The following is a 14,750-nucleotide window of genomic DNA, read 5'->3' as shown; positions in this document are numbered from 1 at the left end:
ATCCCTTCCCGAACTCAGAAGTGAAACCTCTTAGCGCTGATGGTAGTGTGGGGTTACCCATGTGAGAGTAAGTCATCGCCAGCTCATTATTCTAAACACCCCCTGACTCGTGCAGGGGGTGTTTTTTTATGTGCGGAGAAAAGGGAAAGAAGAAATGTAGAAGGACAAACTGGGAAATGATAGATATTTAAAAAGAATAAGGCTAAAACAATGCTAAAAATTTACATCAAGGTGAGCTTATATTCTTTATAGTGAAGTACGGTCTCAATGTATAAAAAGAATAGGATGTACGTATGCTCCAAAATATCGATGAAGTCTCTATTTTAGAGATATTGCAGCAACGCTTTGAGACAAATATGCAGCGTCATCCAGAATTGCTTTGGGATGATGTTAAAAAGCAATTGATTGCACAGCCCTCAAAACTAAAAATTTTAATCGAAATGGAAAAAACAGGCGGTGAGCCAGATATTGTTATGCTGAATCGGCAATCTCATGATCTGATATTTTATGATTGCAGCTTAGAGTCACCAAAGCTTAGACGAAGCTTGTGTTATGACCGTGATGCCTTGGATAATCGCAAGGATCATCCTCCCAAAAATAACGTTATAGACATGGTTCGAGACATCGGTGCTGAGCTACTGACGGAAGAAGACTATCGAGTGATACAGCAAGTTTTTCATTTCGATTTAAAGACTTCGAGTTGGATCGTAACGCCAGCGGATATTCGGCAAAAGGGCGGGGCACTGTTTTGTGACCGACGTTACGATCATGTATTTAGCTACCATAATGGCGCGCAGTCATATTATGTGTCTCGTGGATTTCGCTGTAAGCTGGTGATTGCTTAGTCTCAGTGCTATCAATGCATTTAAAACAATCAAGAGTGTTCAAACGAGCTTTTCTATATATATGGTTACGTTTGTTTTTTAGACATTTAAAATTTTTCTAAACTAAAGATAGAAATAAATGATGGTCTGTCGTTCTGAAGTTTAATGAAAGAATAGAAGAATTTGACCTGAAAATAATGACATTATGATTTATAAAAATCAGCTAAATAATCATATATTGATAATGTTTAATAATTAAACTAAAACATGAAAAATAACACAATTAACATGTACTTATAAGTGATTCGATTTATTAAACATACGTCTAATATCCCTAGAAAACACTGTTCCGTATATTCCGTGGCTGTTGAATTTTACTTAAAAATTCAATGAATGTTATGGACAAGTACTCATGGGAGATGAGAACGATGACAACGGAAAAAATAGACATAAATTCTGTAGTCGATAAGGCTAAATTTACCCCGTTCCACTTCAATGTAGTGGCTTGGTGCTTATTGATTATTTTATTTGATGGCTACGATTTAGCGATTAATGGCGTGGTTTTACCATTATTGATGCAAGACTGGGGCTTAACTGCAATGCAAGCGGGGATGCTTGCCAGTACTGCGCTCGCAGGCATGATGTTTGGTGCCATGTTCTTTGGTTCTTTAGCAGATAAGATTGGCCGTAAAAAAGTCATCATGATCTGTATTGTTTTATTTAGTGGTTTGACCTTTGCCGGTGGTTTTGCGTCGAATCCAACAGAATTTGGTATTTTGCGTTTCTTGGCTGGTTTAGGGATTGGCGGTGTAATGCCTAACCTTGTGGCTTTAACGTCGGAATACGCGCCGCAGAAGATGCGTAGTACACTAGTAACGACGATGTTTAGTGGTTATGCAGTCGGTGGTGTGATGGCGGCACTTTTAGGTTCATGGTTCACCCCTGATTTTGGTTGGCAAATCATGTTCTTTATTGCAGGTATTCCACTTTTCCTTTTACCTGTGATTTGGAAATTTTTACCTGAATCTTTGGCATTTATGGTGAAAGAAAACAAACAGGAAAAAGCCCGCAGTATCGTGAAGCGCTTAGCGCCTGAAGTGAAAGTGACTGAAAATACAGTGTTCACTTTACCGCAAGAAAATGTACCTGAAGCTGCTAACGTGGTGAGTTTGTTCCGCCGTGGTCGTGCCGTAAATACATTGCTGTTTTGGGTGGCGTTCTTTACGTGCCTATTGACCATGTATGCGCTAAGCAGCTGGTTACCAAAACTGATGATGGCAGCCGGTTATTCTATGGATAACAGCTTAATGTTCATGATGGTCATGAACGTGGGCGCAGTTGTGGGTATTGTTGGCGGTGGCATTTTGGCTGACCGTTTCCATTTAAAACCTGTGCTGATGGTTTTGGGTATGATGGGCGCGATTGTGATGAGCTTGATGGGCTTCCAGTCAAATCAGTTCTTGCTATACATTTTGGTGTTCTTGGCAGGTGCTGCGTCTATTGGTTCGCAAATGCTGCTGTACAGCTATGTGGCACAGTATTACCCACTTGCTGTACGTTCGACAGGAATTGGTTGGTCTTCTGCGATTGGTCGTATGGGCGCGATTGTAGGGCCGATTCTGATTGGTGGTTTGCTCGGTATGAATTTACCTGCGCATTTCAACTTTATGGCGGTAGGTTTACCTGTACTGATTACTGCGATCGCGGTTGCATTGATCATGCATGAAAACGACAGTGATAAAATTGATGTTAAAGAGGCAACTACAGCCAAAGCTTAAGTTGTGATTCTTTAAAAAGAAAAGCCTCCGAAAGGGGGCTTTTTTTATGTTTGATTTCGATAATATATAATGTGGCTTGCATAGGGGGACTGTATGATTTCAGAGTTAGTAAAACTAAAAAGACGTAAAGATGCTAAAGAAATAATTAAGAAGATAGATCAGAAACGAGAAAACTATTATTTAATACATTACTCTTGTGAGTCTTTTTACGATATTCAAGACGGTAGAACACCTCGGATTACTTCAGTAGCAATTGCTAATTTAGGATCCAATCAAACACATTCTTTTTCAATCCATAAAACGGCAGAACAAAAGAAAATTGGATTTGAAATGATCGATGATAAGTACGATGAATTAGAAAAAGGAATGCTCAAGGAATTTTTTGATTATTTAGCTGATCATCGAGGAAATAATTATATTCATTGGAATATGAGAAATATTAATTTTGGTTTTCAGGCGATTGAGCATCGTTATAAAGTCTTGGGTGGTAAACCTTATATTATTGAAGATGATCGAAAGGTGGATTTAGCCAAACTTCTGATAAATATTTATAGTGTTAGATACGCTTCTCATGGTGAGCATGGGCGGCTACATACAATTTGCAGTATGAATTCTATCAAAGCTAAAGATATGCTTACTGGTAAAGAAGAGGCTTTAGCATTTCAAGAAAAGGAATATATTAAGTTACATCAATCCACTTTAAGGAAAGTAGATGTAATGTCAAATTTACTTGAAAGAGTGTTAGATGGATCAATTAAAACTCAAGCAAATTGGTTAGATAGAAATGGGATTCATCCAATAGTATTCATCCAATTAGCTAAAGAACATTGGTTCATAGCCTCATTAGTTGGTTGTATTACTTTTGCTGGCACAATTAAAACACTATTTTTTTGACTTAAAAAAGGTTCATTAAGTATTTAATTAATGAAGGGAATACTATTATGCAATTTAATTCCATCTCCCCAATCCCTGAAGACGATGAAGAACTGCATTTGCCTGAACTGGTGTATTGGTCATCTTTAGGTGAACTTGCAGAAGTCGATAAATCTTTGGCAAATGGCACAGACGTAAACTCTGCCGATGACGAAGGCTATAGCGCACTGCATGCAGCAGCAGAAAATGGCTATTTAGACGTAGTGAAGCTGTTGGTAGAGAAAGGTGCAAATGTACAGCATAAGACCCAATACACAGCATTAGAGCTTGCAGAAATGGCAGGCAATGATGATGTAGTGGCATACTTAAAAAATTTGTAAGCCATACATCTTATAAAGTAGATTCATAAAATACCCGCATGCAATATGCGGGTATTTTCATTTTAGAATTATTGTTGCTGTTGCTGTTGCTGTTGCTGTTGCTGTTGCTGTTGCTGTTGCTGTTGCTCAAGCTCCTGCTGAATCGCTTGATTAAACGCAGGCAAGTCATCTGGACAACGAGAAGTAATGAGCACCCAACCGCCCGTATTACAGCGGTGCACCTGCTCATCGACCCAATGTGCACCCGCATTTTCCAAATCCAAACGAATGCTTTTATAAGACGTCAGAGTTTTATCACGAATTCTTTCAGCATTAATGAGCGCCCAAGGACCATGACAAATTGCAGCAATAGGTTTTTGATGGTTAGCAAAGTTTTGAATGAGCCGCAGCGCATCTTCATCGATCCGTAGATGATCTGCATTGACAGTTCCGCCCGGAATTACTAAGACATCATAGTCTTCAGCATTTACGCTGCTCAATTGGGCATTGGGTTGGACTTCAGCTTCGACCTTTTTGTCTGCTTTTACTGTCTGGACCGCAGCATGTTTAACAGCGGCATGAATGGCTTCAATTCCCTTTTCATTTAAATAATTTAAGGGTTGAATCAGCTCATCATGTTCAACACCGACATTTGACGTTATCACTAAAGCTTTTAAAGTCATGATTGACTCCTTGCAATGAGGATTGTCTACCACGCTAGCAACTTGACGGATTTGGGTATGTAATAATTTCGCAGGAAAGTGTAAGAAGTTTTGACAGAGAAATTATTCGAAAATTCTAGATTAGGGCGAATTCTTTAAAAAATCAGCTAGAAAAAAGAAAACCCCGACATCCTGTCGGGGTTTTCTTCGTATTTCGTGTTCTAGATACAACTCCTTGTCATATCTCACGTCCTGATGCAGAAACTTATTGTTATTGTTTTATGTTTCGGAAACTTCCTGTCTCCTGATAACTGTAGATTAGGCCTGTTTCTGAAACTTGGAAAGCCGCAATTTTCTGCATGTCATGTAAGCCAAAACGTACAAAATTATTCTGTTACCTTTCCAAAGAAAAATCATCTGATTAATTTATTAGAATCAAATGATTATAAAAGGGAAGGGAACAGTAAATGAAACAATGCATACAATATTTTCGAACGCCTAGCCTCATCGTTGGCATCCTGATGACAGCCGCATGCCATGCGGAAAACACCACAACTACAGCACAAGATCAAACACCAAGCCAAGCTCAAAAAACGGCACAAATCCAGCAAGAACAGCGCTTTAAAATACAAAAAATCGCTCAATTTAATGAGCCTTGGGCCATCCAGCCGCTCTCAGACGGACGTTTATTGCTGACAGAAAGAAAAGGTCAACTGATCATCTTTAATCCTCAAAACCAGCAGAAAATACAGGTGAAAAACCTTCCCAAAGTTGCCTATGGTGGACAAGGCGGCTTAGGTGATATTGCACTTGATCCGCAGTTTGAAAAAAATCATCAGATATATCTGAGCTATGCAGAAGCAGGACAGGGCGGTTATGGCGCTGTCATCGAAAAAGCCATATTAAACCTCAATGAAGCTGCACCAAGTTTAAAACAGCGGAAAATCATTTGGAGGCAAATTCCAAAAGCAGAAGGTCAAGGCCATTATTCACACCGAATGCAGTTTGGTACAGATGGAAAATTATGGGTGAGTTCGGGGGAACGTCAAAAGTTTGATCCTGCACAAGATCTACAGTCAAATTTGGGTAAAGTGCTGCGCTTAAATAGTGATGGAACACCTGCTGCGGATAATCCATTTCAAACCCAAGGCGAGGTTGCAAAGCAAGTCTGGAGTTTCGGGCACCGTAACCCTTTAGGCATGGCATTTGATGCAAAACAGCAGCTGTGGGTGGCCGAAATGGGCCCGAAAGGCGGTGATGAGTTAAATCTCGTGCAGCGTGCGAAAAACTATGGCTATCCGCATGTATCGAATGGCGATCATTATGATGATCAACCGATTCCTGATCATCATACTCGGCCTGAATTTGAAGCGCCTGCCATCAGTTGGACACCGGTGATTTCACCGTCAAGTTTGATGTTTTACCAAGAGCAAAAGTTCCCGTTGTGGAAAAATAAAGCGCTGATTGGTGGTTTGTCGTCTCAAGCAATCGTGATTGTGGACACAGCACATCAACCAGTAACAGAAATCCAGCGCATCGACATGAAACAGCGGATCCGCGGCTTGATTGAGGCCAAAGATGGCGCCATTTGGGGCATTGAGGACGGTGAAAAAGCATGGTTATTCAAAATTGAGCCAAAATAGTGGCTAAAAAATAAACAAAAAATTCAAAAAATAAAAAAAGCCCCTACGGGGCTTCTCACATACAGGCCTGCACGAATTTTAAATACGTCAGCTAAGCCGCATAGTGCTCATCGGCATTAAATGCATTGGCTTGAATTTGAATTAATTTACGATTTCCTTGTTCTCCATTCATCCGCCAATGCGCAATTTTAATATTATCCACAATAGCAACATCGCCTTTATGCCACTGTAAAAGCAGGGCATCTTTATACATCGCATCAAAAAATTGCTGCTTTTCAGCATCGTTCCATTCAATTTGTTGACCTTCTGGCGTGTAAATTCCCCATGTCAGTTGCATGCCGTCAGCCGTTGAATCGATTTCAATCTCCCCGCGATTTTCAAAGCAATTTTTGGCCGCCTGATGGGCAAATGGATTGGTATTATTGGCAAAAGCCCACGGCTGAATGACATGCTTTTTTGTATCGGGGTGATGAATCACCAGTGGCGAACGCTGCAAGGTTAGTTTGGCTTTTTTATCTTGTCGAATCTCTAAACTAAACGGGCTCTTTTTCAGCAATAATCGGTCAAATAGTCCCACCTCACGTGCCGAAACATAAGAAAAATGGTTCCATGCGCCGAGATATTTTTCTTGTAGATGTTTCGGAAAACTCTCCCAAATTTGCTCTAAGTTATTAAATCCAGTTTCTGCTAAATACGTCGAAGGTTCCTGACAAAATAAGGCGATATAACGCGAGCGTTCTGAACGCACGCCGCCTTCAACATGCGGACCTTGTACTGAGTTTTCGACTGGACCTAATTGCACTGTGTTGCGATCTATATAACGACGGTAGTCGCCTGCGCCGAGCAATTTCTCGCTGTATTTTCGCATCCATGATGCAACCCAGCTGGGCATATTGGGGTTAAATGCATTCCATGGGGTAAACTGGAAATATTGTTCAATCAGTTGGTTAAATTGTTCGGGTTGCTCGATGTTAAAACCACGAAACAGTAAGATGCCATTTTCATGGATTTGTTGTAAAAGCTCTTGTCGATGCGCGCCAATATATTGTGCAAGATCTTGCGGGCTATTGTGTTCTGGAGCGGCATGAAAAATGCGGGTAAAACTATTCAGTTGTTGCTGTTGCAATTGCATAGGTCATTCTCTAATTTTTTAATTCAATTTTTATTGTTGTCGCCTAATCCCTAAGCGCTGACAGTTCGAGCTGCTGAACTCGCAGCCGTTATTCTGTCTAAATTCTCTGCCGATTATAAGTACAGTTTTACTGTTGCGATGTAAGTATTGTTGATAAATTGCGATTTTTCGACGAATAGAGTGCGATCGTTGAATGAATGACGACATGAAAAAAGCCCTCGACATCCTATCGAGGGCTTTTTAGATTCATTCTAAAGATATGACTCCTGTCATACCGGTCAGCGTTCCTGCTGCATGTGCATTATTTATTTTTATTGCAAGACATCCTGTCTCTGTATGTTCTTACTATAGACGCGTTGCTGTTGAGGCCATAGGCGTAAATACTGCAAGCGCTGTAGGTAAATGCCTACAGCAGAACGCCGCTAAATCCTGTTAGTGTAGTGATGGATATAACAACAATGAGTTTCGCGCATGCCTGCAACACAAATCGATATACGGGTGCAATACAGCATAGAACAAGAGCAACAGCTGATAAATGCTGTCTTTGACGCCATACAACAGAGTTTTCAATTGCCTCGATATGACCGCAATATACGTTTGCAAGTGCATGCGCCACATCGGTTTCAGGTGTTTGATCATTTGACGCAGCCTGAGCGCTTTACGCATATCACCATTGATTGTTTTGCGGGACGAACCTTAGCAACCAAGCGTAAGTTATATCAATTACTGGTGCAGAATTTGGTGGAATTTGGCATTCCGGCCGACCATATCATCATTACCTTACGTGAAAGCCCTCTAGAAAATTGGGGGATACGAGGTGGTCAAGCCGCCTGTGATGTCGAGTTAGGTTTTCAGGTCGATGTTTAGTCTGTGCAAATACATGGAATGTTGCTTTTACGGAGCCTAAACGAAAAAAGCCCCGACATCCTGTCGGGGCTTTTTCGGATTCATTCTAGCGGTATAACTCCTGTCCTACCGTTAAGCTTCCTGCTCATTGTCTTATCATTGTTGTTTTATGTTCAGTGACATCCTGTCGCTGTATGACCTTAATATAAAAGTAATTCAATAACGTGAATAGTGTCTATTATCCGCATCTGATGTAAGCCAAAACGTACAACACCTAAATTATCATTTTGTCCGTCGCGTCAATGTATTGCATAGCAGATAGGCTATCGACCGATAGAACTATTGACCCAAATCGATCTAAACCTGTTTTAAAACAGCGGGAAGCTGGTTTTGATATGATTAAAATCTTCATCAGCGGTGTTACATATTTTTGCGATTAATTGGTTGAATGGTGAACTAATTTATCAGACATTAAAAATTCATAATGAAAAATATACAGGGAATAAGATCGATGCTAAGAACACTTACACAACAACGGACGACATCAAAACTTCAGCTCGCATTAGGCTGCGTCATTGCGCTTAGTGCTGCAGCAAGTTGGGCAGCATCTCCACAAGAGATTATGCAAATTGCGGAAAGTCAAAAGCAAAGTTATTTAGAGACCTTGAAAACCTTGGTCAATATTGAATCCGGCAGTAAGGATCTTGAAGGCCTGAATCAAATGGCCAAAGTGGTGGCAGATCAGTTGAAGAATGTCGGTGCTGAAGTGAGTGTGATCGAAAGTACAGATATTTATCGCATGGACGATACACCTGAGAAAATGGGACCAATAGTTAAAGGGGTATTGAAAGGTCAAGGTAAAAGTAAAATCATGATGATCGCGCATATGGATACGGTTTATGAACGGGGAATGCTTAAAAACCAACCGTTTAAAATTGACGGTAATCAGGTCTATGGCTTAGGTATCATTGATGATAAACAAGGGGTAGCTGCAATTTTGCATGTTTTGAATACCCTTAAAAAATTGAATTATAAAGACTATGGTACGATCACTGTTTTGATGAATTCAGATGAGGAAATCAGCTCACCTGCCTCACGTAAGTTGATTACAGAAACAGCACAAGATCAGGATGTGGTGTTGTCTTTTGAAGGGGGCGGTAAAGATGGTAACTTACGTCTGGCAACCAGTGGCATTGGCGCAGCCTATTTAGAAATTAAAGGAAAATCTTCACATGCCGGTGTGAAACCTGAGGCAGGGGTGAATGCACTCACTGAGCTCTCTCACCAAATCGCACAAATGCAAAATCTATCTGATCCTAACACTGGGTTAAAGCTGAATTGGACTGTGGCGGAAGCGGGTAAAACACGCAATGTCATTCCAGAACATGCTGCTGCACAGGCGGATGTCAGAGCACTACGTGTCCAAGACTTTGAGGCCGTGGAAAAAACGTTGAATGAGAAAATCAAAAATAAAAAGTTATCAGATAGCCAAGTCAGTGTGAAATTTGAAGTCCGCCGTCCACCGTTGGCTGTAAATGATGCCTCTAAAAAGTTGGCTGAAAAAGCGCAAGACATCTATAAAAATGAGTTAAACATTCCATTGACTGTTTCTTTGACTCCAACAGGAGGCGGTACTGATGCTGCTTTTGCTGGAGTAAAGTCGAAAGCTGCTGTAATTGAGGGAATGGGATTATCAGGAGATGGGGCTCACTCAAGCAATGCAGAATATATTTTAAAAGACAGTATTATTCCGCGTTTGTATTTGGCAACACGATTAATTGTGGATGTGTCGAAAGCAAGATAATATTCTATATCGCAATGATTAGAAGGAGCCTACCTAGGTGGGCTTCATTATGATTAAGCATACAGAACGAAATGAAAAAGCCCCAACGTCCTGTTGGGGCTTTTTCGTATATTGCTAAGATTCAACTCCTGTCAAATCAATAGCTTCCTGCATGTTCCATTCTTTTTATTCTAGAAACTTCCTGTCTCTGTATGGTTTAACTATAAATAAGGTGCTTCAATTAGCATAGTGGTCAAGGACGCCATCTGCTGTAAGCATTTTCTTACATCGAACGCATGACATGAGTTAAGCACTGACATACTGCACCAATTTATCAAACACAGATTTTAGAGCTTTGTTATCAAACTCATTACCTTCAAAGGTTTCAGCACGGTTACGTGCGAAAATATCGCGAATCTCAACCACAGCATTCGAGTCAATCAACCCTAACTGTGTTGCCACCTGACGAATCTGATCGATCGAACGTGAACCATTGGTGCCACCATAGCTAACGTATGCCGCAGGTTTTCCGGCCCATTCTTTACCGAGGTAATCCAATGCATTTTTGAGCGCAGGGCTGTAGCCGTGGTTGTATTCAGGGCTAATGAAAATAAATGCGTCGCCTTGCGCGATTTTATCTGCCCATGCTTGCTGCTTGGGTTGGTCATAAATCCCGGTTAATGGTGGATGTGCGCCTGCAAAAATAGGCAGATCCCATTCTTTTAAATCGACAATTTCAGTTTCTACGGTACTGTAGTCATAGCTTTCAATTTCTGAAAGAAGCCAGTTTGCAATCTTAATTGCCGTACGGCCTTCGCGGACACTGCCGACAATAATATGAAGTTTCATCGTATTTCCTGTCTTGTTTTAAAGTCTTGCATTAAATTAATATGAATTTGGTCCGTTGCATATACAGAAAATGTATCGAGTCGATTGATAGTTATAAAAATAGTGATAAAAAAAGCTCCCGAAGGAGCTTTTTATTTGCTGAAACTTAGATCAGTTTTACGCCTTGTTGACCGGCAGGGGTCACTTTGAAAATTTCAACTTCAAAGGTGATATTTTTACCAGCTAGAGGGTGGTTGAAATCCACTTCGGTAATGTCTTCACCTACGGTTTTGATTACTCCATACAGACTTTGTTTGGCTTTATCTTCAAACTCAATCATATGGCCTTCAACAGGACGTTGCTCAAATTTGACGGTATCAAATTTTTGTACGTTTTCTGGGTTCCATGGACCAAAAGCATCTTCAGGAGGAAGGCTCACGGTACGGCGGTCACCTGCACGTAAACCGAATAAAGCTTTCTCAAAACCCGGTAATAAGCTGCCATCACCCATGACAAGGCTGACAGGTTCAGCACGGCTACGGGTATTGTCAATTTCTACGCCATTTTCAATAGCAACGGAAAAGTGAAGGTCTACTTTAGAACCTTCTTCAATACGAGTTTCCTCGTTAGGATTGATAAAATCAGTCATTTTGCGCTTCCGCACGTTGAATTCGGTGTTTTTCTAAGAAAAACGTATCGATAAGAAGTAAAATCGTGCCTAAAGTAATGGCACTGTCTGCAATATTAAATGCAGGAAAGTGGCTGTTGTTGTAATACACGTGAATGAAATCCACCACATAGCCTAAAGATACACGGTCAATTAAGTTGCCGATTGCGCCGCCTAAAATCAGGGCAATGGCAATCGGAAGGACTTTCACGTTTTTTGGCATACGCATGAGCCAAAATACAAAAATGACAGACACAAGTCCTGCGAGTGAAGTAAAGAAATAACGTTGCCATCCACCGGCATCGGACAAGAAACTAAAGGCAGCGCCATAGTTATGTAGTAATGTCCAATTTAAAAAGGGCATGACAGGTACAGGATCTGCGTAGTTCAAATGTGTACTTGCAATCCATTTGGTCCATTGATCCAAAATAATGGCAACAATGGATAAGCCCACCCACACTAAATTGTGTGGGTAGAATTGAAAGAAGCCCTTTTTTTCTTGTGGATTAGGCATATTTTCTCTCTTCGCCTTGACCTGTAGGAAGGTTAATAATACAACGAGAACAAAGACCTGGATGTTCGTGATGTGTATTCACATCTGGCAGTACATGCCAGCAGCGTGCACATTTTTCACCGTCAGCAGCAGAGACTTTGACATTTAAACCGTCAAGCTCAGAGGCTTCACCTTGCGCTGCATCAAACTCATTGACAATCACTTGAGAAGTGATGAGGACAAAACGCAGTTCTTCACCGAATTTGTCTAAAACAGCTTTCAGTTCAGCATTGGCCCAAAGTTCAACTTTGGCAGACAAGTTTGAACCCACAGTTTTTGCAGTACGTGCAGCTTCAATAAACTTGTTCACTGCAGATTTGACAGTGATTAAGGTTTGCCATTCAGCTTCAGTCACCAGATTCGCTGTAGAGGCTACAGGAATGTCATACCACTCCGCAGTAAATACATATTTCTCAGATTGCTCTGGAATTAGCGGCCAAGCTTCTTGTGCGGTGAAACTCAAGATTGGAGACATCCAACGGACAAAGGCTTGAACCAAGTGATACAACGCAGTTTGTGCAGAATGACGCGCCGCAGAGTCGGCTTTGGTGGTGTACTGACGGTCTTTGATGATGTCGAGGTAGAAACCACCCAAGTCATTAATACAGAAGTTGGTCAATGCGCTGGTCACGATATGGAAGTTCATATCTTCATAAGCTTGTTGAATAGTTTTTTGCACTTCCGCAGCACGTTGCAAGATGTATTGATCAAGCGCGATCAATTGATCAACAGGCAAAGCATCAGTCGATGGTTTGAAGCCATTCAAGTTAGCCAACAAGAAACGCAATGTGTTACGGATACGGCGGTAACCATCTGATGCACGGCTGAAGATTTCTTTACCCGCAGTCATTTCATAACGGTAGTCTGCAGACGCGATCCAGAAACGTAGGCCATCTGCACCCATGTCTTTGATGATGTCTTGTGGAGTGATCACGTTACCGATCGACTTCGACATTTTGCGGCCTTTTTCGTCAACAACGAAGCCATGAGTCAATAAGCCTTTGTAAGGTGCGCGGTTATTAATCGCCATAGACGTCAACAATGAAGACTGGAACCAGCCACGATGTTGGTCAGAACCTTCAAGGTACAAGTCAGCAGGGTCTTGCAATTCTTCACGTTCACGCAATACTGCAAAGTGTGTTGTTCCAGAGTCAAACCAAACGTCTAGAGTGTCACGAACTGCATTGTATTGCTCTGCATCTGCACCGATAAACTCAGACGCATCACGGTTATACCAACCATCAATACCTTCTTGTTCAATCAGCTTCGCCACTTCTTCGATCAGCTCAGGCGTACGCGGGTGAAGTTCGTTGGTGTCTTTATGCACGAAGAATGGAATTGGCACGCCCCATGTACGTTGACGTGAGATACACCAATCTGGACGACCTTCAATCATCGACTGGATACGGTTTTTACCCCAATCCGGTACGAAGCTGATGTCATTTTCAATCGCGTTCAATGCACCTTGGCGTAAACCTTTTGCATCCATGCTGATGAACCATTGCGGTGTTGCACGGAAGATAATCGGTGTTTTATGGCGCCAGCAATGTGGATAGCTATGTTTGATCACCACATGTGCCCAAAGTTTGCCTGCTTCGGTTAAAGCAGCAATGATTTTTGGATTAGCTTTGTAGATGTGCTCGCCTGCAAAAATTGGTGCAGTCGGTAAATACACACCGTTGCCGCCAACTGGATTGTCGACTTTTAGGTTGTACTGTAAGCCAACTTTATAGTCGTCCACACCATGGCCTGGCGCGGTATGTACAGCACCTGTACCACTGCCGTCTGTGACATGCTCACCTAAGATTACTGGCACTTGGCGTTCAGCAATTAACGGATGTTGTAGTACTAGGTTTTCAAGTTTTGCACCTGCAAACTCAGCAATCACTTCAACTGCGTTAAAGCCATAACGCTGCGTTGCAGATTCAACTAATGATTTTGCAAGGATGAAGTTTTGCGCTGCTTTGTCTTCGCCAGTTGCTTTCACCAATTGGTATTCAAGCTCAGCATGTAGAGCAACCGCTTGGTTGGCAGGCATAGTCCAAGGCGTGGTTGTCCAGATTACGATATCTGTAGAATCGCTAACTGTAACACCTAGGCGTGCAGATAAATCAGCTAAATCAACAACGCTAAAACCAACGTCAATCGCATCTGATTTTTTGTCTTCGTATTCTACTTCAGCTTCAGCTAAGGCAGAACCACAGTCCAAACACCAGTTTACAGGTTTAAGACCCGGCTCAATATGGCCTGCTTTAGCAATTTCACCGAGCGAACGAACGATGTCGGCTTCTTGTTTGAAGTTCATGGTGAGGTAAGGGTTGTCCCAATCACCAAATACGCCCATACGCACGAAGTCTTTTTTCTGTAATTCGACTTGGGTGTAAGCATATTCACGGCACGCTTTACGGAAAGTGGAGGCATCTACTTTCACGCCGACTTTACCGACTTTTTCTTCAACTTTCAGTTCGATTGGAAGACCGTGACAGTCCCAGCCCGGTACATACGGTGCGTCAAAACCGTCCATTACACGGCTTTTGATGATGATGTCTTTGAGGACTTTATTCACCGCATGGCCTAAGTGAATTTGGCCATTTGCGTATGGAGGGCCGTCATGAAGCACATATTTTTTCTTGCCAATACGCGATGCACGAATCTGCTGATAAATGTTGTCGGCATACCACTCTTCTAACCATTTCGCTTCACGTACTGCGAGATTTGCTTTCATCGCAAATTCAGTACCTGGGAGGTTTAGCGTGGCTTTATAATCCACTGCATTTTCAGGAGTTTGCTTATCGCTCATGC

At 41.7% G+C, this 14,750-nt stretch carries 13 protein-coding genes and 1 rRNA gene; 8 read left to right on the top strand and 6 right to left on the bottom strand.

The window, feature by feature from the left end; all coding sequences use genetic code 11:
• The 5 genes from rrf to FTT92_RS06730 all read left to right on the top strand — a co-directional run.
• Positions 1–84 (top strand): 5S ribosomal RNA (gene rrf, locus FTT92_RS06750); the annotation flags it as partial.
• A gap of 209 nt (positions 85–293) precedes the next feature.
• A complete protein-coding gene (locus FTT92_RS06745; RefSeq protein WP_180171712.1) occupies positions 294–845 on the top strand; it encodes a DUF4256 domain-containing protein in 552 nt (183 codons plus the stop codon).
• 407 nt (positions 846–1,252) lie between these two features.
• Positions 1,253–2,602, top strand: a complete 1,350-nt coding sequence (locus FTT92_RS06740) for an MFS transporter (protein WP_180116196.1) — start codon at positions 1,253–1,255, stop codon at positions 2,600–2,602.
• 93 nt (positions 2,603–2,695) lie between these two features.
• A complete protein-coding gene (locus tag FTT92_RS06735) occupies positions 2,696–3,496 on the top strand; it encodes a hypothetical protein (RefSeq protein ID WP_180166035.1) in 801 nt (266 codons plus the stop codon).
• Positions 3,497–3,543: 47 nt separating this feature from the next.
• Complete coding sequence (locus FTT92_RS06730; RefSeq protein ID WP_180171711.1) at positions 3,544–3,855, top strand: ankyrin repeat domain-containing protein; 312 nt, start codon at positions 3,544–3,546, stop codon at positions 3,853–3,855.
• 68 nt (positions 3,856–3,923) lie between these two features.
• Here the strand turns inward: FTT92_RS06730 and FTT92_RS06725 are convergent, their stop codons facing one another.
• Positions 3,924–4,517 (bottom strand): type 1 glutamine amidotransferase domain-containing protein, encoded by a 594-nt coding sequence (locus FTT92_RS06725; RefSeq protein ID WP_180171710.1) that lies wholly within the window; start codon positions 4,515–4,517, stop codon positions 3,924–3,926.
• A gap of 446 nt (positions 4,518–4,963) precedes the next feature.
• On the opposite strand from FTT92_RS06725, the gene FTT92_RS06720 reads away from it, so the two are divergent.
• The gene (locus FTT92_RS06720; protein WP_180171709.1) at positions 4,964–6,139 is read left to right on the top strand and encodes a PQQ-dependent sugar dehydrogenase; all 1,176 of its coding nucleotides are present in this window, start codon (positions 4,964–4,966) and stop codon (positions 6,137–6,139) included.
• Between the two features lie 91 nt (positions 6,140–6,230).
• Here the strand turns inward: FTT92_RS06720 and FTT92_RS06715 are convergent, their stop codons facing one another.
• Positions 6,231–7,271, bottom strand: a complete 1,041-nt coding sequence (locus FTT92_RS06715; RefSeq protein ID WP_180171708.1) for a TauD/TfdA family dioxygenase — start codon at positions 7,269–7,271, stop codon at positions 6,231–6,233.
• A gap of 471 nt (positions 7,272–7,742) precedes the next feature.
• On the opposite strand from FTT92_RS06715, the gene FTT92_RS06710 reads away from it, so the two are divergent.
• Positions 7,743–8,138 (top strand): tautomerase family protein, encoded by a 396-nt coding sequence (locus FTT92_RS06710; RefSeq protein ID WP_180116190.1) that lies wholly within the window; start codon positions 7,743–7,745, stop codon positions 8,136–8,138.
• Between the two features lie 490 nt (positions 8,139–8,628).
• Positions 8,629–9,921: a glutamate carboxypeptidase gene (locus FTT92_RS06705; RefSeq protein WP_180171707.1), complete on the top strand. Its 1,293-nt coding sequence runs from the start codon at positions 8,629–8,631 to the stop codon at positions 9,919–9,921.
• Positions 9,922–10,206: 285 nt separating this feature from the next.
• Here the strand turns inward: FTT92_RS06705 and FTT92_RS06700 are convergent, their stop codons facing one another.
• The 4 genes from FTT92_RS06700 to ileS all read right to left on the bottom strand — a co-directional run bounded on the left by FTT92_RS06700 (position 10,207) and on the right by ileS (position 14,748).
• On the bottom strand, positions 10,207–10,749 hold the full coding sequence (locus FTT92_RS06700) for an NADPH-dependent FMN reductase (RefSeq protein ID WP_180024676.1): 543 nt from the start codon (positions 10,747–10,749) through the stop codon (positions 10,207–10,209).
• 145 nt (positions 10,750–10,894) lie between these two features.
• A complete protein-coding gene (locus FTT92_RS06695) occupies positions 10,895–11,377 on the bottom strand; it encodes a peptidylprolyl isomerase (protein ID WP_078190656.1) in 483 nt (160 codons plus the stop codon).
• Positions 11,370–11,909 (bottom strand): signal peptidase II, encoded by a 540-nt coding sequence (gene lspA, locus FTT92_RS06690; protein WP_078190655.1) that lies wholly within the window; start codon positions 11,907–11,909, stop codon positions 11,370–11,372. Before lspA ends, FTT92_RS06695 begins: the two co-directional genes overlap by 8 nt.
• Complete coding sequence (gene ileS, locus FTT92_RS06685) at positions 11,902–14,748, bottom strand: isoleucine--tRNA ligase (RefSeq protein ID WP_180116187.1); 2,847 nt, start codon at positions 14,746–14,748, stop codon at positions 11,902–11,904. The genes lspA and ileS overlap by 8 nt, the downstream gene beginning before the upstream one ends.
• Positions 14,749–14,750: the final 2 nt, after the last annotated feature.

It is taken from the genome of Acinetobacter sp. YH12023, assembly GCF_013420135.1.
Classification (GTDB): domain Bacteria; phylum Pseudomonadota; class Gammaproteobacteria; order Pseudomonadales; family Moraxellaceae; genus Acinetobacter; species Acinetobacter amyesii.
The sequence above is the reverse complement of the archived record's forward strand: the minus strand, read 5'-3'. Positions and strand labels throughout refer to the sequence as shown.